This window comes from Streptomyces griseoviridis, assembly GCF_005222485.1.
GTDB classification, from domain to species: Bacteria; Actinomycetota; Actinomycetes; order Streptomycetales; family Streptomycetaceae; genus Streptomyces; species Streptomyces hintoniae.
The window spans coordinates 7,836,013-7,858,813 of sequence record NZ_CP029078.1 but is presented as its reverse complement, the minus strand read 5'-3'; the positions used below and the strand labels follow the sequence as shown (position 1 = coordinate 7,858,813).

The 22,801-nt window shown below is 70.8% G+C and carries 14 protein-coding genes; 8 read left to right on the top strand and 6 right to left on the bottom strand.

Features of this window, described 5'->3' with window-relative positions; genetic code table 11:
• Positions 1–104: 104 nt before the first annotated feature.
• Together DDJ31_RS34030 and DDJ31_RS34025 are read right to left on the bottom strand one after the other, a co-directional pair.
• Entirely contained in the window at positions 105–575 is a 471-nt protein-coding gene (locus DDJ31_RS34030) for a tail fiber domain-containing protein (protein ID WP_206280628.1), read from the bottom strand.
• Entirely contained in the window at positions 563–1,063 is a 501-nt protein-coding gene (locus tag DDJ31_RS34025; protein WP_127176575.1) for a hypothetical protein, read from the bottom strand. Before DDJ31_RS34025 ends, DDJ31_RS34030 begins: the two co-directional genes overlap by 13 nt.
• A gap of 315 nt (positions 1,064–1,378) precedes the next feature.
• Here DDJ31_RS34025 and DDJ31_RS34020 point away from each other — a divergent pair, with 315 nt between their 5' ends.
• A complete protein-coding gene (locus DDJ31_RS34020; RefSeq protein WP_127176576.1) occupies positions 1,379–2,917 on the top strand; it encodes a glycosyltransferase in 1,539 nt (512 codons plus the stop codon).
• A 64-nt stretch (positions 2,918–2,981) separates the two neighbouring features.
• Here the strand turns inward: DDJ31_RS34020 and DDJ31_RS34015 are convergent, their stop codons facing one another.
• The 4 genes from DDJ31_RS34015 to DDJ31_RS34000 form a co-directional block, all read right to left on the bottom strand.
• Positions 2,982–4,079 carry a hypothetical protein gene (locus DDJ31_RS34015; protein WP_127176577.1) on the bottom strand — a complete coding sequence of 366 codons (1,098 nt, stop codon included), beginning with the start codon at positions 4,077–4,079 and terminating at the stop codon, positions 2,982–2,984.
• A gap of 75 nt (positions 4,080–4,154) precedes the next feature.
• On the bottom strand, positions 4,155–8,996 hold the full coding sequence (locus DDJ31_RS34010) for an RHS repeat-associated core domain-containing protein (RefSeq protein WP_127176578.1): 4,842 nt from the start codon (positions 8,994–8,996) through the stop codon (positions 4,155–4,157).
• A 496-nt stretch (positions 8,997–9,492) separates the two neighbouring features.
• On the bottom strand, positions 9,493–10,065 hold the full coding sequence (locus DDJ31_RS34005; protein ID WP_311635236.1) for a sigma-70 family RNA polymerase sigma factor: 573 nt from the start codon (positions 10,063–10,065) through the stop codon (positions 9,493–9,495).
• A 350-nt stretch (positions 10,066–10,415) separates the two neighbouring features.
• On the bottom strand, positions 10,416–11,198 hold the full coding sequence (locus DDJ31_RS34000) for an alpha/beta fold hydrolase (RefSeq protein ID WP_127176579.1): 783 nt from the start codon (positions 11,196–11,198) through the stop codon (positions 10,416–10,418).
• 364 nt (positions 11,199–11,562) lie between these two features.
• Between DDJ31_RS34000 and DDJ31_RS33995 the strand changes: the two genes are divergently transcribed.
• The 7 genes from DDJ31_RS33995 to DDJ31_RS33965 all read left to right on the top strand — a co-directional run bounded on the left by DDJ31_RS33995 (position 11,563) and on the right by DDJ31_RS33965 (position 22,796).
• A complete protein-coding gene (locus DDJ31_RS33995) occupies positions 11,563–12,573 on the top strand; it encodes a hydroxyacid dehydrogenase (RefSeq protein ID WP_171480940.1) in 1,011 nt (336 codons plus the stop codon).
• Between the two features lie 915 nt (positions 12,574–13,488).
• Complete coding sequence (locus DDJ31_RS33990) at positions 13,489–16,788, top strand: putative Ig domain-containing protein (protein WP_127176580.1); 3,300 nt, start codon at positions 13,489–13,491, stop codon at positions 16,786–16,788.
• Positions 16,789–16,944: 156 nt separating this feature from the next.
• Positions 16,945–18,060, top strand: coding sequence for a LacI family DNA-binding transcriptional regulator (locus tag DDJ31_RS33985; protein WP_127176581.1), 1,116 nt, complete (start codon positions 16,945–16,947; stop codon positions 18,058–18,060).
• Between the two features lie 737 nt (positions 18,061–18,797).
• A complete protein-coding gene (locus tag DDJ31_RS33980) occupies positions 18,798–20,045 on the top strand; it encodes an alginate lyase family protein (RefSeq protein ID WP_127176582.1) in 1,248 nt (415 codons plus the stop codon).
• A gap of 335 nt (positions 20,046–20,380) precedes the next feature.
• Complete coding sequence (locus tag DDJ31_RS33975) at positions 20,381–20,869, top strand: DUF5994 family protein (RefSeq protein ID WP_127176583.1); 489 nt, start codon at positions 20,381–20,383, stop codon at positions 20,867–20,869.
• 155 nt (positions 20,870–21,024) lie between these two features.
• Positions 21,025–22,014 (top strand): SPFH domain-containing protein, encoded by a 990-nt coding sequence (locus tag DDJ31_RS33970; protein WP_431029132.1) that lies wholly within the window; start codon positions 21,025–21,027, stop codon positions 22,012–22,014.
• A gap of 239 nt (positions 22,015–22,253) precedes the next feature.
• A complete protein-coding gene (locus tag DDJ31_RS33965) occupies positions 22,254–22,796 on the top strand; it encodes a DUF5994 family protein (protein ID WP_127176584.1) in 543 nt (180 codons plus the stop codon).
• The last annotated feature ends 5 nt before the right edge of the window (positions 22,797–22,801 follow it).

The following is a 22,801-nucleotide window of genomic DNA, read 5'->3' as shown; positions in this document are numbered from 1 at the left end:
GCGACTGGCTGTAGGCGGATCGTTGCAGGGAACCCGCCCTGGGCCAGGTGCTCGCTCGGGCCCCGCGTCGCCGTTCGGCGGGTGCGGGGCCGGAGCGGTCCCGGTCAGGGGGCGAGGGTGTCGACCGCCGCGTCGAGGGGACTGGCGGGCGGGGCGGGTTCGGCGGCGGGCGCGGCCGGCGCCGTCAGGCCGTCGAGGGCCTCCCGCAGCTCCGCGACCTCCCGCCGGGTCTCGGCCAGCAGCCGGTGCAGCGCCTGGATCGCGACCACGGCCACGCCGTTGGCGTCGGTGCAGCAGATCGTCCTGTCGTCGATGCCGACGCCGAAGGCCGCCCACCAGTCCTGTGCCATCGGGCCCAAGTGCCTGATCTCCGGCGGGTCCCAGGTGTAGCGCCAGGTGCTGACCGGCAACTCCGCGACCTTCTCCAGGAGTTGGTAGCCGTTGACCGGTTCCCCGCCGGTGACGTCTCCCCCGGCGGCGGCGGACGCCAGATGGCGGCCCGAGGGCGCCCCGCGCGGTGCCGGGCGGCGGAACACGGCCGTCAGGGCCCGCAGTCGGCCGCTCACCTGGTCCACACCACCATGACGACGTCGTCCTTCAGGGCGCGGTCCGAGGGCGGCGGGGTGGACATGCAGTCGACGTCGATGTTGATCGTGCCGTGCGCGGTGGCGGGCAGGTGGTCGCGGTCGCCGCTGTAGGAGGCCGTGTAGCCGTTGATGAGGGTGTCGGGTGTGCTGAGGCTCAGGGCGAGCGGGGCGCTGCAGGCGGCCTCCCCGAGGGGGTCGGTGACCGCGCGGCACAGCTCCCTGCCTCCCGTGTTGGTGAAGACGATCTGCCTGCCCCGCAGCGGCTCGTTGGTCTCGGCGTCCCACAGCACCGCGTGCAGGCCCTGGATCGAGGGCGGCAGCACGTTCGCGGCGGCCTCGGTCGCCGTCAGCCGGGTCGCGTGGCTGGGGCCGGTGGGCGCCTCGGCGTGGTCGAGCGCGGACGCGGTCTGGGTGCCTCCCACGCCGAGGGAGGTGACGAAGGTCGCCGCGAAGGTGAGCAGCTTGCGTGAGAGCACGATCGACTCCAGGACGGGAGCGGGGGGTGCGTCGCGGAGCGGACGTCCGCGCGCCGGGTGCCTCAGTGATACCGCTGCCGGGGATCGCGGAGCCCGGACGTTGGGGCGCCTTCACGCGTACGGGGCTTACCCAGCAGCCGAGTTGACCATCGGGGGCCGCGGACTCCGTACACCGGCGCGAGCGGCCGGGCGGGTTCGGACAGGGGGACGAAGGAATCGACCGGAGAGAGGGAGGCGACCCGGTTCGCGCCCCGCCGGTCGGCGACTGTGCGAGAGTCCCCGACTACACACAGTGGGGTGGCTCAGGGAGCGCGCATGGCGAAGGAACGGCCCGGCAGGGCACGGGGCGAAGTGACCGGCGCGGAGCCGGTGGTGGAGGTCCTCACCGAGAACGGGCAGAGCGGGCGGGACGGCACCCTCACGGTGGGGATGGCGACCTACGACGACTACGACGGCGTGTACTTCACGGTGATGAGCCTGCTGCTCTACCACCCCGAGGCGATGCAGCGCTGCCGTCTGCTGCTCGTCGACAACCATCCGTCGGGACCGCACGCGGCGGCCTTCGCACGGCTGGCGCGGGCGGTGCCGGGGCTGCGGTACGTCCCCTACGACCGGCGGGTGGGCACCGCGGCGCGCGACCGGGTCTTCCGCGAGGCGGACACCGAGTGGGCGCTCTGCGTCGACTCGCACGTGCAGCTCCATCCGGGGGCGCTGGACGCCCTGTTGGCCCATATCGACGAAGACCCCGACAGCGGCGACCTGGTCCAGGGGCCGCTGGTGTCGGAGGACGCGGACACCGTGTCGACGCACTGGGAACCCCGGTGGGGGCAGGGCATGTACGGGCAGTGGGGCTCCGACCCGCGCGGCGCCGACCCCGGCGCCCCGGCGTTCGAGATCGGTATGCAGGGGCTCGGTGTCTTCGCCTGCCGGACCAAGGCGTGGCCGGGCCTGAACCCGGCGTTCACCGGCCACGGGGGCGAAGAGGGCTACCTGCACGAGAAGTTCAGGCGCGCGGGCCACTCCGTCCGCTGTCTGCCCGCGCTGCGCTGGACCCATCGCTTCGACGGCCCGCGCCCAGCCCCCGCCACCCGGACCTGGTACCAGCGGCTGCGCAACTACCTGATCGCCCATGACGAACTCGGCCTGCCCGCCGACGAGGCGCTCGCCCACTTCGCGGAGTTCCTCGGGGAGGACGCGGTACGCGAGGGCGTCGCCCGCTACCGGGCCGAACGGGCGCATCCGTTCTCCGCGTTCGACGCCGTCACCTGCGTCTGTGTCGAGGACCGGCCCGAACGCCGTGACCGCCTCAGGGCCCGGCTCGACGCGTGGGGCGTCCGCCCCGACCGTGTGCACCACCAGCCCGCCGTCACGGTGTCCGCCGGCCCCCTCACGGCCCGAGCCCTCGCCCACCGGACCGCGATCCGGGAGGCCAGGATCGACGGCCTCACCTCGGTCCTGGTCCTGGAGGACGACACGGTCCTCCTCGACGGCGCGCTCTGGGTGCTGCGGCGCGCGCTGGCCGAACTCGGCGCGCGGCCCTGGTCGGTGCTCCATCTCGACGGCGCCGCCGAGACCGCCTCGCGGGTGGACGGCTGCCATCACCTGGAGACCGTCACCGACGCCGCCGACGGCCGGGCCGTCGCCTACCACCGCGACGTCTTCACCCGCCTTCTCGACGAACTCCCGGACACGGAGGCGGAGATGGCCGCCTGGGTCGAGCGGCACACCTCCGTGCCCGCCTACTTGGCCCGCTGCGGGCTGCCCGACCGCTACCGCACGATCCCGCCCGTGGCGGCCCGGGAGGACGGCCTCGACCTGGTCGCGGACGACCTGCGCGACCAGTTCACCCGGTGACCGGCGCCGGCCACCGCATCAGCGACACGGCGGGGCACCGGGCGCTGCCGGGCCTCTTGGTGGCTCAGTTCGGGTTGTAGTCGTAGATGTCCAGCCTCGGGCCCGACCACGACGCGTTCACGTCGGTGCCGCCGGGCTCGGTGTGGACGTCGAACCGGCCGTGGGCGTTCTCGGTGACCGTGTCGGTGGCGCTGATCGAGTAGTCGGGGTTGATGTTGCGGGTGTCCACCCAGAACTTCCCCGAGTTCCCGTACTGGTCGTAGGCGACGACGGTGGTCTCGTAGTACTGCCACCAGTACGTCATCGGCCCGTTCGGGATGTCCCACGTCCCGCCGCCGCCATGGTGGTTGTGGGCCCAGGTGAATCCGAGACCGCGGCTGTTCTTCTCTGCGTCGTCGTCGTAGACGGTCACGTCGTCGGACCAGTCGCCGGGGAAGTTGATGATGGTCTCGCGGGTGCGCCGGTGCGGTTCCCGGTACCAGACGTAGGCGCCGTAGAAGTCCTTCCAGGAGTTCGCGAGGATCCAGCCGGCCAGCCCGTCGTAGCCGTAGTCCGTGCAGCAGCCCCGCACCGAGAACGTCTTGAAGTAGAAGCCGTTCTTGGCGCAGGTGAGGGAGAAGTTGTAGACGTCGGACGCGTCACCGGAGTACGTCTCGGCGCGCTCGTACTCCCAGTTGATGTCACCGCGTCCGTAGAAGAACGACTCCAGAGCCGACAGCACCACCGAGCTGTGGAAGTCGCCGTTCTGCGAGCTGGAGATCCTCTCGCCCGAGGCGGTGCGGACCCGGACGCCGATCGACTTGGTGCGCAGCCGCGCGGCGGCGGAGCAGTACACGTAGAACTTGACCTGCGGGGTGCCGTCGTCGGCGGCCACCACCTCGGCGGCCCGGCTGCCGCCGGGGATGGTGTGGAACTCGTTCGGGCTGTCCGTGTAGCTCCACTCGGAGGAGCCGTACCAGTTGAGGGTCGAGCCGTCGACGTAGTCGATGAGCCAGGTGTTGTCCAGCAGGGTGGAGCTGTCGACCTGGACCGGATCTCCGTTGTCGTCGGTCGGCTGGACGCTGACCACGACGCCGATCATGTTCAGGGAGTTTCCGTAGATGGTGCACTTCTGCTCACCGGTCTCGATCGTCACCGAGAGCTTCGACACGGACGTCCACATGGGTTCTCTCCTCCACTGCTGCGACGGGGTACGCGAGGGCGGGTGGCGGTGCGGTCGGGCGGCGCCCGCGGATTCTCACAGGCGTCTGACGTACGACCTCGTGGCGTCGAGTCCGAGAATCCGTCGGATGTTCGCGTTGTTGCGGCTGTAGCAGAAGGCGGCCACCACCTCCGAATTCCCTTCCAGAATGGCCCTGAGATCAGGGGAGTTGAGGGCGGACATGTCGACGACGCGTACGCTCCCCGGGCGCCCGAACCGCTCCATCAGTTCGTCGGCCAGTCTCCGGTCCGCCGAGAGGAAGTCCTCGTGCGGTTTCAGCGCGCCCCACCGGTCGCCGTGGGTGCCTGACAGGATGGTGACGTTCCTGCCCCGTTCCAGCGCGCTCTCGACGCGCGGCCTGAACACCCCCTGGCGGGTGCGCCATTCGGTGAGCCAGACCCGGCGCCCCGAACTGTTGCGCACGTAACGGAAGTTCCGCAGCCGGTCGTAGGTCGCGGAGTCCGCCACCAGCTCGATCTCGGGAGCGGCCAGGCTCCCGCCCGCGCGGTCGAGGTCGGCGGCCAGTTCTGGGGTCCGCCTCGCCAGCGCGGAGATGCCCCGGGTGGCGCCGACGGCGGCCTCTCCGAGCCCGGCGAGCCCGGTGCCGAGCGAGACGTAGCCCAGCACCGACGACGCCTTCGGCGATGCCTCTTCCAGCGCCCCGCTCGCGATCGCCGTCACGTCGGACACAACGCCGAGGGCGCCGACGACGAGTGTCGTCGTGGAGGCCGCGGTGACGGCGGCGAGCACTCCGCCGGCGGCGGCGATGGCGAGCCCGCCGGTGACCACCGTCAGGGCGAGTCCCGCGACGCCCAGGCCGATCCCCAGCCAGGCCTGCCAGCTCAAGTGGCCGCTCGGATCAACCCGGTTGACGGGGTCGCCCAGGCAGTAGACGTACGGGTTGACGCCGCCCGCGCCGAACGGGCTCAGGCTGTCCGGCGCGATGAACCGCATCAGGGTGGGGTGGTAGGCGCGGTAGCCGTTGCCGAGGTGCGACCAGCCGAGCGCCGGGTCGACGCGTTCGCCGTCGTAGCCGGGCACACTGCCCGACGCGTCCGGTGGGCTGTGCCCGTAGGGGGTGTAGGCCCTCTCCTCGTACTGCCTGCCGCCGGCCGACACCAGCACGCTCTGTTTCGCGTCGGTCCCCAGCAGCCGGGTGCCGGGCTGTCCGCCCTCCCGGCGCTGGGCGACACAGCCCTGGTCGAGCCGGAGCAGACGGGTGCGCCGGTCGCCCTCGACCACCGAGGCGAGCCGTTCGCCGCGGTAGTAGAGGACACTGGTCGCGCCGTCCGTCTCCTGGGAGAGCAGCCGGTCGAGGGGGTCGTAGCCGTAGCGGTTCGACGATCCGACGGCGGTCAGCCGGCCCAACGGGTCGTAGCCGAGGGGGCGTCCGGCGTCGTCGGTGGTCAGCCGGCCGGCCGCGTCGTAGCGCAGTTCGATCCGCGACGGGTAGGACGGGTGGCTGTGGCGGACGGCGGTGAGCTGGCAGGGGTCGGCCGGGTTCTCGAAGAGGTGGTCGGCGGTGTCGGTGCCGCCCCGGAAGGCGGTCGTGCAGCGGGTGACGTTGCCGTAGGCGTCGTACGCCAGGGTCTGCCCGGTGACCGCGTTGCCCCGGTCGTCCAGCGGTGGTGCGGCTCCTTCGCAGGTGTAGCCGGTGAGTTGGCCGCGCGCGCTGTAGCTGAACGTCTCGTCGCGCAGGGTGGTGGTGCCGCGTGCGAACGTGCGGCGGCTCAACAGGTCGTTCCGCTGCCAGAGTTGGGTGAGGGTCCAGCTCACCCCCTGGTTGTCGGTGAGGGTGCGGCGGACCTCGCGGCCGAAGTCGTCCAGGGTCAGCGCGGTGGTGAGGGTGTGGTCCGAGAGCAGGTCGCGGGCGACCCAGCCGGTCAGGCGGTCGGCGCCGTCGTAGCTGAGCGAGGTCCGCATGGCGGGGTCGGTGACCGCCGAGACGCGGCCGTGGGCGTCGCGTGCGGTCTCCTGGGAGGCGCCGTCCACGGTCAGGTAGCTCTGGTCGAGCCCGCCCACCGTGTACCCGGACGTGGCGGTGCGGTCGGGCCGGCCGGGGAGCCGGGTGGTGTCGGTGTCCAGGAGGCCCGAGGGGTGGTAAGCGCGGGCGACGGTGACGCCGTCGGCCTCGGCGTTCGTCAGGGCGCCGGTGACGGGGTCGTGGGTGAACCGCGCGGTGAGGGGACCCGCGTCGATCCGCGCCACGGCGTTGTCGAGTTGGGGGACGAACCGGTAGCAGCTGACCTGGCCGTCGGGCGCCGTGACCTGCGTGGGGAAGGGGTCGCCCGGGGCGGCGTACCGGTGCGACCAGCTCCGTCCGCCCGAGCTGGTCGCGGTCGGGCGGCCGAGGCCGTCGAAGCTCCGGGTGCCGTAGGGCACCGCGTCGACGGCGATCTCGGTGACCAACTCGGCGGAGGAGAACGGCGCGTGGCCACGGGAGATCTCGGTGCCGTCCGGGAGGGTGGTGCGCACGAGCCGGCCGCGCGGGTCGCGGTCGTAGAGAGTGGTGTTGCCCAGCGCGTCGGTCTCGCTCCGCACCCTCCCCCAGCCGTCGCGCTCCAGCGTGTGGATGCCCGCGGGCGCCCCCTGGAGGTCGTACCGTGCGACGCTGACCGGCTCGCCGCGGGTGTCCCGGGTCGTCACCTCGCGGCCCGACACCGGGGTGCCGCGGCCCAACCGTTGTGCGGTGGTGGTCTGTTGGACGGGGTCGGTGGTGCTGAGGACGGTCGATCCGTCGTCGTAGGCGGTGGCCGCGAGCTGGCCCCAGTCGTCGTAGGCGAAGGTCTGGGTCAACTGGATCTGGCCGCCGTCGCGGACCTGGTCGAGCGCCGCTATGGAGTGGACGCGGCCCTGCGCGTCGTACTCCAGCGTCTGGACGGTGTGCCACGCGCCGTCCCCGCCGGCGTCCCGGCGTTCGCGCCTGACGGGCCTGCCCGCGCCGTCGGAGCTCTCGCGGCGCTGGTTGCCGAGCGGGTCGGTGGCCGTCTCGACGAACGGGTGGGCGCCACCCAGCGTGTAGGCGTGCGTCTCCCGGGCCTGGTAGGGCGTCCCCGGGTGGGTGGTGTGCGTCAGGGGGCGGCCGAGGCCGTCGTAGGTCGTCTCGGTGACGTTGCCCTGCGCGTCGGTGCTCGACCAGAGCCGTCCGGTGAACCGCGAACGCCGCCTGGAGCGCTGGGTGGTGAGCCCGTCGTGGGTGGTGAGCGCGTGGGTCTGCACCAGCGTGTCCCGCTCCGTGGAGAAGCCGCACGTCTGGGTCGCGGTGTACGAGGCGCCGCCGTCGCCGTCCGGGTACTCGGTCTCCGTGAGGCGGGTGAGCCGGCCGAACTCCGGCCCGGCAAAGGCGTGTTCGAAGGCCGTCCGCTTGAGGAGGGTGCCGTCGGCGTACGCCAGTTCCTCTGACTTCAGGACGGTGGTGCCGACTTGTGGGTCCGGGGTGTTCCGGTAGGCGGTGTAGCGGTGGCGGGTGCGGTGGACGGGGGCGGTGAACCGGGTGGCGGGCGGCGTGGTGGTGACGCTCGCGGGGAACCGGGCGAAGCCGTTCGGGTCGGGCGGGCAGTCGCCGCCGCTGCCGCTCGCCGGGTAGTACGTCCACTCGGTGCGGGTGCCGTCGGGTTCCGTCTGGCTCTGCGGGTTGCCCGCCGCGTCGAAGGAGGTCTCGGTGATCTCCTGGCGTGTGCGCCGCGCGTTGTCGGTCCAGGTCACCGTGCGTTTCCTCGGCAGCTGGAACTGTGCGGGCTGCCCGTCGAAGGGCCTTCCGCGGACCGCGTGGTACTCGGTGCTGACGCTGCGGGAGAAGCCGTTCTGCCGGGTCTCCTCCGATGTCTGGAGGTGGTAGGTGTCGTAGCCGCGGGTGATGGTCGTGGTGCGGTCGCCGCAGACCCTGGACTCGGTGGAGCCGTAGGTGTAGTCGGTCAGCACCTCGTAGAGGTTGTCCCGGCCGGAGTCCCAGCTCACCCCGGAGTGGCCGCCGAGGAAGTTGTTGTCGGTGTAGGTGAACGTCGCCTCGATCGGGGGCTGTCCGGCGCCGGGTGCCTGCACGAACCGGTACACGTACGGCAGCGCGGGCAGCCCGGCGGACCGCGGGAACTGGTGGCCGTCGGCCCGGTAGTGGGCGGTCTCGGTCATGCCGCCGGGCAGGGTGACGCCGGTCAGCCAGGAACCCCATTCGCCCTGCCGGCCCATGGAGTCGTAGTCGAAGCTCCAGTCGAGGGGGGCGTCCGCGCCGAGTCCGAGGTGCCGCACTCCGCCCAACCGGCCGTTCTTGAGCCGCAGTTCGATGTCGTGGCCCTCGGCCTTGCCGGGCAGGACCCGCAGGGTGGTCTTGGAGGTGCCGGTGTAGTCGACGGTCAGGAGCGTGTCGGTCTCGTCCTTGACCTCCCTCAGGCGCGGCCGGGGCCCGTTGAAGTTCCACGAGAGGGTCAGCCGGTGCCCTGCGGGTGTCAGCAGGGCGGTGGGCACCTTGAGGTCGGAGGCGCCTCGGGGGCCGGTCAGGATCTCCACGTCGCCCGACTTGTGGACGATCCGATAGGAATCCTTGTCCTTGGTGAAATGGACGGTGTCGAGCTTGCTCTGTCGCAGAATCAGCCGGGTGCCGGTCTCCTGCACTTTGTACTGCTCGCCCGTGGACAAGGAGAGTAATCGGTCGGTGGTGTCATAGGTGCTCAGTCCGAGAGAAATTCCCTGACCGAACCCCGCGTCGGTGCTGTCGAGCGGCGAGTAACTCATCTCCAGCGGGAGCGAGGGTCCGAGATTGCGATTTCCGACGAGATTGCTCAGTGCGATCCGGACGGTGAAGAGTCCGGTTCGGGCGTCGACGCCACCCGTCACCGCACTGCTGAAGTTGGTGGCCTGGGTGAAGAACTGACCTACGGGCACGCAGGGACCCCTCCGGTAGCAGTGGCGACCGGGGGCGAGCCTAACCGCCTCTCCGCTGCCCGGTACAGGCATCGGGGGAAATCGATGAACGGAGCGAGGAATTCCTTTCATCAGCGTCAACATCGGCGATCACATTACCCCTGGAATACCTTTCGGACTCTGATCCAACTGCCGTTGCCGCACTGCTCAGACGCAACAGAGACAACGCGTCCGGCACGTCCGAAAAGACCCGTCTCCCATTGCCGGAAATACATTTCGCGCCGTGTCCGAATATCGACCGAACCGCTCGGAGCAAGGGGCCGGCCACGGGAACTCGGCCGTCGCCTTCTCCCGCTTCTCCTGCCGCGTCACCGGTGAACCGGGCGGCATCCAACACCTCGGGCCGGGCCTCGGGGTCGGGGTCGGAGTGTTCGGCGTCGGCCGGCTCGTCGGCCCCCGCACGCTGCCGCTCCAGGTCGAGGAGCGACGGGGGCGCGGTAGCCGTCGGGGCGGCGGGTCAGTCGTCCAGTTCCCTGCGCAGCCGTTCGAGCGCGTCGCGGACGCGGGTCTTGAAGGTGCCGAGGGGGACGCCGAGGCGGGCGGCGCCGTCGGCGTGGGTGGTGCCGTCCAGGTAGACCAGGGTGAGCGCCTGACGTTGCAGGTCAGTCAGGCGCTCCAGACACTGCCGCACCTCGTCCGCGTCCAGCCGGTACATCACCTGTTCGACGACGCTGTCGTAGTCCGGTGTCGTCGCCAGCTGTGCGTACTGCTGTTCGCGGCGTGAGGCGCGGGTCCGTGAGCGCGCCCGGTCCACAGCACGGCGGTGCGCGATGGCGACCACCCAGCCCGCCACGGTGCCGCGTTCCGCGCAGAACCGGCCGCTGCTGCTCCACACTTCGGCTATCACCTCCTGGGCGACCTCCTCGGCCTGCGCCACATCGCGCAGCACGCCCCAGGCGGTGGCCCGCACGCGCGGGAACAGCGCCGTGTAGAGCACGCTGAACGCCTCGGAGTCGCCGCGCGCGCAGGCGCGCATCCATGGAACCAGCGCGTCGGATCCCGTCGCGACCAGAACATCGGCACGGCTCACTGGGTGGCCTCCTCCGGGTGTCCGAGAGATCCTCTCGGCACCTCCCTCTCGGCTGCTGCCAACCCTAGACGGGCGCCGGACACCGGGACGACCGAGGAGACGACAGAGCCCGCTCACGGGCACGGGCACCCTTGTTCGACCGGCACCGCGCCGCGGCCCGCGCCGCACGACGGAGAGCGGTGACGGGCGACGGAGGCAGGTGACGGGCGGCGGAAGCCGGTAACGCACGGCGGAGGCAGGTGACGGGCGGCGGAAGCCGGTGACGCACGGCGGAAGCCGGTAACGCACGGCGGAGACCGGTGACGCACGGCGGAAGCCGGTAACGGGCGCCCGCGCCTCGCCCGCCGCGCTCAGCCCGTCGTCGTCGCCCAGGCCGTCAGGAGTCGGACCGTGTGTTCTGTCCGCTCCTCGTGGAGGTAGTGGCCGGTGCCGGCCCAGTGTTCCACCCGGGAGCCGGGCACGCGCAGGGTGCCGCGCTCCCAGGCCGCGGCCTCCTCGGACGTCCAGACGGTCAGCGCCGGTTGCGGGCGCCGTCCCAGATACGCCTCGCTGTGCGGGCGGATGCCGACGGCGCCCGGGTCCGTGTACATGCCCGCGTACGCCTGGGCGACGACATGGTCAGGCGTACCGAGCATGGTGCGGACATGGGCCGTACGCAGTCCGGCCGGGGCGTCGGGCGCGAAGGCGCCGGCGACGAAGGCGGCCGCCGCGCGGGCGCCTTCCGCCCGGTACTCCGCAAGCCTGGCGGGAATGCCGTCGACCTCCGCGCCGTGCGCGCCGTGCGCCGGATCGAGGGCGACGACCGACCGGACGGCGTACGGATGCCGGACGGCGAGCAGGTTGACGACCTGACCCCCCATCGAGTGCCCCACGGCGATGACCGGCCCGGCGGCGAGGTCGCGCGTCAGGACGGCCAGGTCATCGGCCATCTCCGTCGGGGTGTTGCCCTGCGCCGGCACCGTGGAACGGCCGTGGCCGCGCAGGTCGGGGACGACGACACGGAACCGTTCGGCCAGGGCCTCGGCGTGCGGCGACCACTCCCGGCCGTCGCCGCCCCAGCCGTGGACCAGCAGAATCGCGGGGGCGCCGACCGGACCGAGAACGGTGTGGAACAACGCGACACGACCGGTCAACGCCGCCGCTCCTCGTCGGACCAGTGGCTCATGGCAGACCCTCCAGGGCAGTTCTACGCGCTCGGTACTGCTGACTGGTAACCGTTTGTCGAAGACAGTAGGACGGTAGAACGCAGACGACCGGCACGGCAAGGGCCGGTTACCACCCGCCGAGCCGAAATTCCCGGCGGCCACCCCTGAGCCCTCCCCTCCCCTCGGCAGCGCCCGCACGCCCATTGACCAGGGCAAGGAGCCACGGTTACGTTAGAATACGTTTACTTACCCCTTCGCCTCTTCACTCTCTACTCCCCACTCCCCGCTTCCCTCCCCCTTCCCTCCCCCTCCCCTCCCCTCGCTCTTCCCACCGCGCAGAAGCAGGAGAACCATGCCCGTCGCACCACTGCCGACAGCCTTGTTCGCCATGGATCCGGCACATCTGCCCGCACTCTTCCCCCCTCCTGTGCTGGCGCGGTTGCGGGAGCTCGTCCGGATCGATCCCGGGCTCGTCGTGCGGGACTTCGCCGACCAGCCGGCGGCTTCCCTCGCAGAGGTGGAGATCCTCATCACCGGCTGGGGCTGTCCGCACATCGGCGCCGACGTGCTCGCCGCCATGCCCCGACTGCGGCGCGTGCTGCACGCGGCCGGCAGTGTCAGGAGCCTGCTCGGCCCCGCCGTCTGGGAGCGCGACATCGCCGTCTCCAGCGCGGTGTACGCCAACGCGCTTCCCGTCGCCGAGTACGCCCTGGCCGCGATCCTGCTGGCGGGCAAGGACGCCTTCGTCCGTCGCGAACGGTTTCGCGTCGAGACGGTCTACCCGCCGCCCGCGGACTACGCCGACGTGGGCAACCTCGGCCGGCGCCTCGGCATCATCGGCGCCTCGCGGGTCGGCCGCAGACTCCTGGAGCTGCTGCGGCCCTTCGACTTCGACGTCTCGCTCTACGACCCGTACGTGGACGAGGCCGAGGCGCTCGCGCTGGGCGCGGTGTCGCTGCCGCTCGACGAGTTGCTGCGGGGCAGCGACATCGTCAGCCTGCACGCCCCTGACATCCCGGAGACGTACCGCATGCTCGACCGGCGACGGCTCGCCCTGATCCGCGACGGCGGGGTGCTCGTCAACACCTCACGCGGTGCGCTGATCGACCCCGACGCGTTGACGGACGAGCTGGTCAGCCGTCGTCTGAGTGCGGTGCTGGACGTCACCGAACCCGAACCTTTGCCCGCCGACTCCCCGTTGTACGGATTGCCCAACGTGTTCCTCACGCCGCACATCGCGGGCTCCCTCGGCAACGAACTCTCCCGGCTCGGCTCCACGGTGGTGGAGGAGCTGGAGCGGGACAGGGCGGGCCTGCCGCCGCAGCACGCGGTCAGATCGGCGGACCTCACCCGGGCGGCTTGACCTCTGGACGGCCTCCGCAGCGAGGGCGGGTGTGCGTCGCTCGGACGGGACGGTGATCAAGGGCGGACGAGCCGACAGGACGGTGGCCCAGGACGGACGACCGCCAGAACCGCGATCCGAGACGGGCGAACGCGCGAACGGGCGGCAGCGGGGAGCAGCAGGCAAGCGGGCAAGCGGGCAGCAACGGACCAGTCCAGCGACGTAGTAAACGGGCGACCCACGGCGCACGCTCACGCTCCCCACCTCCCCGGACCCCAGCAAAGCCCGCCCCCTACCCGCCCCTACCCGCTCCCTCACCGCCTCCCGAGCGCTCCCGTCATCCCAACCCTGTCGCCCTTCGGACCAGCCGCCGCCAGACCACCCAAATCCAAGCGTCGGGCCTGGTCAGCAGCCCTGCTCAGCCTTGCCCTCGTCAAATCCGGCACGCCCCGGCGCTCCCGCTCCGAAGCGCCCCAACTCCCCTTTTGCCGCGCGCAGTTCACACGAACGACCGCCGGCGAAACTATCGCCGCGTAAACGCTTACTATCCGCTTCACCTTGTGCAAGGATCCCGCCGAGGCCCCACCGAGCGTGGCACCCGGTGGCAGCCACGGGCCTGCGGACGATCGCGCGGGCCCTCATGCGCGCCGCGCGTCCCCCGATTGGCCGGCCGTCGTCGGCGCCCGTGGGCGGAGGCGCCGCAATCCAAAGGAGAGCTGCATGTGGCGGCACATATCGAAGAGGTTCAGACACGCGCGGCGGTCAGCGACCGTCGTTGCGCTGTTCGCTCTGCTGGCGATCCTCGTCCCGGCTTCCCCGGCTTCCCCGGCTTCCCCGGCGGGAGCGGCGGCCCCCGATCCCGCAGCCGACGCCTTCCCCGGCGTCACGCTGAAGCAGGTCACCAGTAGCGCGGGGTTCGTGCATCCCGGGATCGCCGTGAGCGCGTCGAGTCTGGTGCGGGCCCGGCAGCAGGTGCTCGGCGGTGTCGAGCCGTGGTCCTCGTACTACGCGGCGATGATCGAGACCAACTACGCTTCGAGGTCGCTCACTTCGGTCAACCGCGGCTCGGGGGTCGACGTTCCGGCAACGGACGCGTTCAACTCCCAAGGAGTCGAGGCGAAGTTCATCACGGACGCCTTCGGCGCCTACACCCAGGCGATCCAGTACTACATCACCGGTGACCCCGCCTACCGCGCCAACGGCATGCACATCATCCGTACCTGGTCCCACATGGACCCCGCCAAGTACGCGCCCTACCCGGACGATCACATCCACGCGGGCGTACCCCTGATGCGGATGCTCGCCGCGGCCGAGATCTTCCGCTACTCCAGCGTGAACGCGGGCACCGACGGCTATGACACGTCCTGGACCGCCGCGGACAGCGAGAACCTGGCCGGCCATCTGATCACCCCGGTCATCAGGACCCTGCTGTACGGCAACACGTTCTTCATGAACCAGCAGACGTACCCGATCGTCGGCGAATTGGCGGGCTACATCTTCACGGACGACCGGGCCGGCTACAACGAGGGCGTCGAGTGGTTCTCGGTCAACTCCACCAACAAGGACCCCCACACCAACGGCTCCTTGATCTCCCTGATCCGTGAGATCGGCAAGAAGGACCCGTTGAACCCCTATGGTCGCGCGTTCGTCCAGGAGCAGGAGATGGGCCGCGACCAGGCGCACGCCTGGGACGGCATCAACGCCCTGTCCGAGATCGCCCGCATCATCACGGTGCAGGGCACCAAGCTGGACCCGGTCAAGGGCACTCCGTCGACCAGGAGGAACGCCGTCTCCGCCTACGCGTTCGGCAAGAACCGGCTGCTCGCGGGCGCGGACACCTTCTACGCCTACATGATGGGCAGGACCATCAAGTGGATCGACACCACCGGCGGTCCGGGCAAGCTCTCGGAGGCTTACCGGGGGCGGCAGTTCGACCCGATCGACGAGCTGTACGACGTCTACAGGTACGAGTTGGGCGTCGACGTCCGCAAGGAGGCCCCCAACGTCGCCAGGATGCGCGACCAGGCCGACGGCCCGAAGTTCTACTGGGGCACGAAGGCCTACAACTTCTGGAACAGCAACCCCGATTACAACCCGGACTACTGGCTCTCGCTGCCCCGGCAGGTCGCGGGGCAGACGCGGGCCGCGCTGTCGGCCGACTCGGCCGTACGGGTGGCGGATCGCAGCATCGCCCTGGACAGCCGTTCCAAGGACCACGTGGCCGACGGACGTGACGTCGTCCGGATGCGGGCCTCGAAGAAGGGCACCAGCATCGCGGTCCGCACGTTGATGTACGACAGCCGCGACGGGTACAGCCCGGTCGGGGTCCTGGTCCGCACGAGCGGCCAGGCGACCCTTGAGATCCGCAAGAACATGGCGCTCGCTCCCTACCGAACGGTGAACCTGCCTAACACGCACGGGAAGTGGCGGTACGTCACCTACGACATGGACTACGCGCTCGTGCCCGGGAGCACCGGCGGCGAGAACCTGGCGTACTACACGGTCGTCGGCTCGTCGAAGGTGAGCGTCGACGTCGACAGCGTCAACCTCCGGGCGAAGGCGCAGCTCACCCCGCCGACGTTCCCGCAGGGGCAGGAGACCACGCTCATCGGGGTGGCGGGCGAGACCCTCGAACGGTCGCTCGCGGCGGCCGACTCCGGTGCGGAGAGCGTCAGTTACGAGGCCGACGGGCTGCCGGGGGGCGCCACGGTCGACACGGCCACCGGGGCGTTCCGCTGGAAGCCCACCCGCGCACAGAAGGGTGAGGTCGAGCGGACCGTGGTCGCCGACGACGGCACCACCACCACCGTCCTGAACGTCGGTCTGGTCGTCGCGCCCGACCGGGCCCGCGCGCTGACGGCTGCTCAGTCGGGCTTCAACTCCCGCACGGCGTACGTCGAGGAGACCCGGGACGCGTTCGACGCCGCCGTCGCGTCGGTGCGGGCGTCGATCGACACCGCCGACAGCGGTGCGTTCCTGGACGGTCTGGTGACCGTGCAGAAGGCGGTCAAGGCGCTGCGCCCGCTCAACCCCGTCCTCGCAGACGACAGTTCACTCGACTACCCCTCGCTGGTGACGTCGGCGCTCTCGGCGACGTCGGTGGCCAATCTGGTCGACGGTGACATCAACACCACCTCAGGCGATCTGCGGGCCCCGTCCAGCGTCGACTTCGGGGCCGGATTCCGGGTGCGGGCGGAGGCGTTCGGGCTCCAGGCCCGGTACAACTTCGGCAACCGGTCGCAGGGAGCGAACGTCTACGGCTCGAACGACGGCCAGGGCTGGACCCTGCTGACCTCGCGCGAGACCACCGACACGACCCCGGGGTTCGCGATGGAGACGATCCCGGTCCGGGCGGCGGTCAAGGACCTGTCGTTCCGGTTCTTCAAGATCCAGGTGGACCACCCGGGCGTCCCCACCGACCCGAGCTACCCCGGGATCTCGTCGTTCAGCGAGTTCCGGATCCACGGTGAGCGGTTCGAGACGGCGCAGGTCTTCTCGTCGGTGAAGCTCTCGTCCGACAACCCCGTGGCGGGCCGGGCCGTCAACGGTGACACCGTGACGCTCGACCTCGTGGCCGCCAGGTCGCCGGCCGCGGTCGACGTCCGTGTCGAAGGCGTCGACGCGACCGTCACCCGCACCGACGACACCCACTGGAAGGCGACCGCGGTGCTCCCGGAGGACGTGGCCTTCGGCCGCGCGCTGCGGTTCACCGCCGACTGTGTGACGACCGGCGGGCAGGTCTGCTCGACGGTCTCCGGGACCACCGACGGGTCCTCGCTCGACCTGTGGAACACCCACGTGGTGACGGTCGGCGTCGCGCGGGAGTGGGTCGACGCGTCCACCCCGCCGTGGCCGGGCACGGGCACGACGGCCGCCAACGGCTGGCGCATGTTCGACGGCGATGTCACCACCGCCACCGACACCACCACCGCCAACGGCTGGGTGACGGTGAAGCCGACCGACGGCTCCTCGCTCGACTTCGACGGCGTACGCGTCCGTCCCCGTGCCGGGTACGCGAGCCGGTCCAACGGGACGGTCCTCCAGGGCTCCACCGACGGCGGCGCGACCTGGAAGACGTTCCTCACCGTCTCGGGCGCGACGAGCGACCAGCAGTGGTACCTGTTCACACCGGCTGAGCACCAGTCGATCCCGATGCTGCGCGTCCTGGACGAGCACGGCGGGAACGCCAACATCGCCGAGGTCCAGCTGCTGCGGTTCTCCTCGCTCCCCCGGTAACGGCCCATGGGAACGGGTGGCGGCCCCGGCCTCGATGCGGGGCCGCCACCCGCGCACGTCCCTGGTCGGCGCAAGGAGAATACGTTTGCCGTCCCATCGCCGAGGGTTCTCGCCGCCGCTCGTCTCAAGCGGCTGCGGATGCAGTAACGTCGAGCTGTGACGGATCAGGAGACCGGAGCTCGCGCGACGAGCCGACGGACAGGGAACGGCAGGCGTCGGGGTGGCAGTGCCGGGCAGGACAAGCCCAGCACGATCAGGGACGTCGCCGCGAAAGCGGGAGTGTCGGTAGCAACCGTTTCCCGCACGCTCGCCGGGAACTACCCGGTCTCCGAGGAGACCAGGGCCCGGGTCATGGCGGCGGTGACGTCACTCCACTACGTGGTGAACGTGCACGCCAAGGCGCTGTCCGGCCAGGTGGCGGGCCCCATCGCGCTGGTCATCCAGGACATCACGGGGCCCTCGCTCGCCCATGTCGCCGCCGGGGTCGAGCAGGAGGCGGCCGCGCGGGGTCGGCTGAGCCTGGTCTGCGCCACCCACGGTGACACCCGGCGCGAGGACAACCTGGTGCAGCTCATGCGTGAGCAGCACGCGGCGGCGGTCGTCCTCGTCGGCGGAATCGTGCCGGACGACGCCTACCACCGGCGCATGGCGCAGTACGCGACCGCCCTGGACGCGGCCGGCTCCCGGCTGGTGCTGTGCGGGCGTCCGCCGCTGCCAGGGGGTCTCCCGGTGACGGTCGTGGAGTACGACAACAAGGGCGGCGCCTTCCAGGCCGCCGACCATCTGCTCACCGCGGGACACCGGCGCATCCTCTTCCTCGGCGGCGAGACCCAGCAGAGCAGTTCCGAGGAGCGCCGCGCCGGGTACCAGCAGGCGTTGCGCGCGCACGGCGTGCCGTACGCCGAGGAACTGGACCTCGCGGGCCTGTACACCCGCGTCTCGGGCTATCAGCGGACCCGGGACGCGCTGCGCTCGGGACTGGAGTTCACGGCGGTCTTCGCGGGCACCGACATGGTGGCCGTGGGGGCGCTCGCGGCCCTCCGCGAGGCCGGTCTCGACGTGCCGGGGGACGTGTCGGTCGTGGGCTTCGACGACGTGCCGTTCGCGGCCGACCTGTCGCCCTCGCTCACCACGGTGCGGGTGCCGTACGAGGAACTGGGCGTGACCGCCGTACGCCTGGCCCTCGGGCGCTCGGAACGGCTCGCGGGGGACGACCACGTGGTGCTCAGCACCCAACTGGTCATCAGGCACTCCACCCGCCCGACCCCGTGAGGACGGCGCGGACCACCTCGCCGTAGGACCACGCCCCCGCGGGGCCGCCCAACGGGTCTGTGCCGAGCGTGGGGTGGCCGGACGTACGGTCCCGCGTGCGGGTGTGCGCGAGGGGCTGAGGGTGCCGCAGGGGAATTAAACGGACCGGTCGACTGGTCGACCCGCAGTTCACGGTGGGCGGGAGCGTCCGCGTCGCCGCCCTGGAAACCGCCGATGTCGGTGCCTGTCGGCGTCGGTTGACGCCTGTTCGGCAATCGTTTTCCGTCCGGACGGTCCACATTTCGGACACGATCTCTGTCCTCGCCGACGATCGGGCTGCTCGCGTGCGGCTCTCGACCCTGCGGCTCGGAGCGCGCCCGCCGGTGGCCCGGGGGCGAGGAGATGCCGAGAGCATCCCATCTCTGGGCTGGGAGAACTCCTCCCGCTGAGCGAATCGTCAGGACCTTGGGGGCGGACTTCCCGCGACTCGACTCATGTCGATGAGGTGACCCGTCCTTTTCGAAAGCACGTCAGGAGACTTGACGCGCTTTCGAGACAGGAAGAAGCTCTGCTCACTCGACGTAGTAACCGATTCCTAGTCGACCGGACCAGCTCGCGGGCCGCCCCGCCCTCTTCGGCGACGCCCTATCCACAGGTCACCCTGACCGCACGTCACCCCCTCACGTCACCCCCCTCACGTCACCCCCACCGCACGTCACCCCCACCTGGACCCTCCACCGCATGGGAGACGCATCCTCATGAGCCGCACCGATTCCCCCATCAGTTCTCAGGACGCCGGGCCGAGCCGTCGGGGCCTGCTGAAGGCCGTGGGCGGAGTCTCCGCCGCGCTCGCCGTCGGCGCCTCGGCCTCCGCGCTCACCGGCGGCACCGCGAGCGCCGCGCCGGCGACGTTCACCCACCCGGGCATGCTGCACGCCTACGGCGAACTGAACCGCGCCAAGGTGTACGTGGCCGCGGGCAAGGAGCCCTGGCTGTCCGGTTGGAACCGGCTGGTCGCCAACGCGCATTCGGCCAGCTCCTGGACGCCCAACCCCCAGGCCACCGTCATCCGCGGCGGGACCGGCGAGAACTACGGGATTCTGTACAACGACATCCACGCGGCCTACCAGAACGCGCTGCGCTGGAAGATCGGCGGCACCACCGCCAACGCGGACACGGCAGTCAAGATCCTCAACGCGTGGTCGGCGAAACTGACCACCGTGACCGGCAACGCCGACCGGTTCCTGGCGGCCGGGATCTACGGCTACCAGTTCGCGAACGCCGCTGAACTGATGCGCGGCTACAGCGGGTTCGACCTCGACCGGTTCAAGACGATGATGCTCGACGTCTTCTATCCGCTCAACAACGACTTCCTCCTCAACCACAACACCGCCTGCGTCACCAACTACTGGGCCAACTGGGACCTCTGCACCATGAACTCGATCCTCGCGATCGGGATCCTGTGCGACGACGCGGCCAAGTACGACCAGGCGGTCACCTACTTCAAGAACGGCGCGGGCAACGGCTCCGTCACCCACGCGATCCCGTTCGTCTACGCCGACCAGGGCCTCGCCCAGTACCAGGAGAGCGGACGCGACCAGGGCCACACCATGATGGGCATGGGCCAGCTCGCCACGTTCTGCGAGATGGCCTGGTCCCAGGGCGACGACCTGTACGGCTACGACAACAACCGCGTCATGAAGTGCGCCCAGTACATCGCCAAGTACAACCTCGGCCAGGACGTGCCCTTCACCACGTACACCTGGGGCACCGGGCAGAGTTGCTCGCAGCAGTCGCAGACCGTGATCGCCACCGACAGCCGCGGCCAACTCCGTCCGGTGTGGGACATCCTGTACTACCACTACGCGAAGCGCCGCGGACTCTCCGTCCCGTACATCCAGGCCATGGCGGAGTCGGTACGCCCCGAAGGCGGCGGAGGCGACTACGGCTCGACGAGCGGCGGCTTCGACCAACTCGGCTTCGGCACCCTGATGTACGCCAAGTAGCGCCGACGTATGCCAAGTAGCGCCCCGGCACGGAGAAGGGCGGGGGTGCGGGCCGCGAGAGCCCGGACCCCCGTCCGACGGACGTGCGGGCGCCGGCCAGGATCCGCACCGGGAGGTCACCGGTGATCGTCGAGCCGCCGCACGCGAGGGAGCCTGAGCACGGTCCGCCGCCCGCCGCGGGCGCACCGAGGCGGTTCGGGATCTCGGCGGAGTACGGTGGAGGCACCGAGGGTCTTCCGTACATCGGCGCCCGTGCCCGTGTCGCTCCCGGCGAAGAACGTTCCTCGTCCCGGCCGCGGCAGGATGCCGTCGGTGGCGAGACGAACGAGGTCGCCATGATCACGGTCAGGCTGCTCGCCGACACCTGCGGGGTTCCCGTCGTTCCCGGTACCGCTGTGCTGCGGTGGGAGACGACAGCCACGCGCACCGGCGCCTTCGACGGCGCCTGGTGGCCACGCAATCGCGACCTCGCGAGCCAGTTGTCGGAGCTGCTCGACGCCTTGACGGCGAGGCTCGGCCCGCTGGCCAGGGTGGGGCTCGACGCGAGCGACTGGGACGAGACGCCGGGCCATGTACACGTCGGCGACCACATGGTCCGCGTCGACTGGTCCGCCGTGAGCGACAACACCATGATCGTCACCCGTGGCGAACAGGACCACTTCCTGTTCCTGGTGATCCCGCCCGGCACCCGTCCGGGCCCCGCGCACGCGGCGATGGAGATGGCGGTGCGGGACGGCAACGCCCTGTCGGCCGAGCAGATCCTCACCGTCACCGGCGTGCGCGGGCCGGTACGGACCGGCACGCTCCACACCGCGCCCGGCTGACCCGGGCGTACGCACCACGCGATCTCGACAGCAGCCCAGGACCCCGGCCGCCGTACCGCACCCGACAGGCCGGGGTCCTCCCCTGCCCTGAGCTTCCCGGGACCATCCGGTCCCAGGCCGTCACCAACATAGGGAATGTGAGAACCGTGGGTGTTCTGATCACCGTGCTGGCGGTGTTCGCCGTGGCCGTGCTCATCGCACTGGCCCTGAGCGTGCGCGACGTCCAGCAGTACGAGAAGGGCGTGGTGTTCCGCTTCGGACGGCTGCTGCCCCACATCCGCGGGCCCGGCCTGCACCTCATCCGTCCGTTCGGGGACCGGATGCGGAAGGTCTCCGTGCAGACCGAGGTCCTCGGCATCCCGCCGCAGCGGTCCATCACCGCCGACAACGTCACCCTCACCGTCGACGCGGTCGTCTACTTCCGGGTCGTCGACCCCGTCAAGGCCCTGGTGAACGTGAACGACTACCCCAGTGCCGTCTCGCAGATCGCCCAGACCTCACTGCGTTCCGTCATCGGCAAGGCCGACCTGGACACGCTGCTCTCCGACCGTGACCACATCAACGCGGATCTGAAGAAGGTGATGGACGCTCCGACCGAGGAGCCGTGGGGCCTGCGCATCGAACGCGTGGAGATCAAGGACATCGCGCTGCCTGACTCGATGATGCGCTCCATGTCCAAGCAGGCCGAGGCCGAGCGGGAACGCCGGGCCAGGGTCATCGCCGCCGACGGAGAGTTCCAGGCGTCCCAGCGGCTGACCGACGCCGCGGCGAACATGGCCGACACCCCCGGAGCGCTCCAACTGCGGCTGCTCCAGACGGTGGTGGACGTCTCGGCGGAGAAGAACAGCACCCTCGTGATGCCGTTCCCCGTCGAGATGCTCCGCTTCTTCGAACGCCAGGGCAGGAACGCCGACGACGTGGGCGGCACCGACGAGGCGTCCGGCAATCGCCGCGTACGCCCCGCCGGCAAGCGCCCCGCGTTCTCCGTCGACACCGTGATCCCGGAACCCGGCACCCCGTCGCCGGTCCGCACGCCCTCCCTCCCGGCGCCCGCCGACCCGGCCGGCAGCCGCGCGGAAGTCGCCAGGGAACGCCTGGACAACTGGCCCACCCGCGAAGAGGCGGAGGAGTCACTGACCAGCTGACGAGCGCCTTCCGGATCACCGGGTCGCGAGCCCGTGCGCGGGACCTCGCGCCCGTGGAACCAGAGAGCGGAGCCCCGACGACCGCCCGGCCGGTCGGTCGGGGCGACGCCGCCCCAGCGGTGATTTGTTCAGGAAGGCGTACTCTGAGAAGACGGCGCAGGGAGCGTCGCTCGGGGTCGGCCGGGTCGGGAGAGCGGCCTCCGTACAGGTGACGGCCCAGGCGGATGCGGTGACACGTGATGACCATCGGTGACAGCGAACTGTATTCCCCGGCGCGACGGACGGCCGGGCCCACGCGCGACGGTGACGAGCTGCGGCTGACCGTGACCCCGGCGGGCGCGACGTCGCGGCTGGACGGAGCCTGGTGGCCGCGGTCACGTGACTTCGAGCGTGAACTGCCGCCGCTGGTAAGGGATCTCGATCACCGGTGGGGCCGTGTCACGCACGCGACGGTCAACCGGCGTCTGTGGCCGAGCATTCCACCGCACGTCACGGTGGGATCGCACTCGGTCCGGCTCGGCTGGTTCGACGCCGAGGAGGACCCCCACGTGATCTACCTCTTCTCCTACGGGCCGGGCCACCGGGAGTTGCTCGTCGTACCGCCTGAGACTGACCCCCGCCACGCCGCCGCGATGATGGCAACCGCGTCCCTTCCGGGAGACCTGCACACGGCGAGCGCGCTGGTCGATCCCACCTCCACCGACCGCTGGGGCTCCGCGCGTTGGAACCACATCGGCCCCCGCGACTGGAACGCCGAGCAGAGGACCGTCCACGGGGCGTAGCCGAC

Coding starts and splice junctions, on each gene's coding strand:
- DDJ31_RS34015 (WP_127176577.1), bottom strand. CDS start 4,079: ATGTGGACGTCCGTGTCGAAGCTCTCGGTGACGATCGAGACCGGTGAG.
- DDJ31_RS33980 (WP_127176582.1), top strand. CDS start 18,798: ATGAGCCGCACCGATTCCCCCATCAGTTCTCAGGACGCCGGGCCGAGC.
- DDJ31_RS33965 (WP_127176584.1), top strand. CDS start 22,254: ATGACCATCGGTGACAGCGAACTGTATTCCCCGGCGCGACGGACGGCC.
- DDJ31_RS33975 (WP_127176583.1), top strand. CDS start 20,381: ATGATCACGGTCAGGCTGCTCGCCGACACCTGCGGGGTTCCCGTCGTT.
- DDJ31_RS33995 (WP_171480940.1), top strand. CDS start 11,563: ATGCCCGTCGCACCACTGCCGACAGCCTTGTTCGCCATGGATCCGGCA.
- DDJ31_RS34020 (WP_127176576.1), top strand. CDS start 1,379: ATGGCGAAGGAACGGCCCGGCAGGGCACGGGGCGAAGTGACCGGCGCG.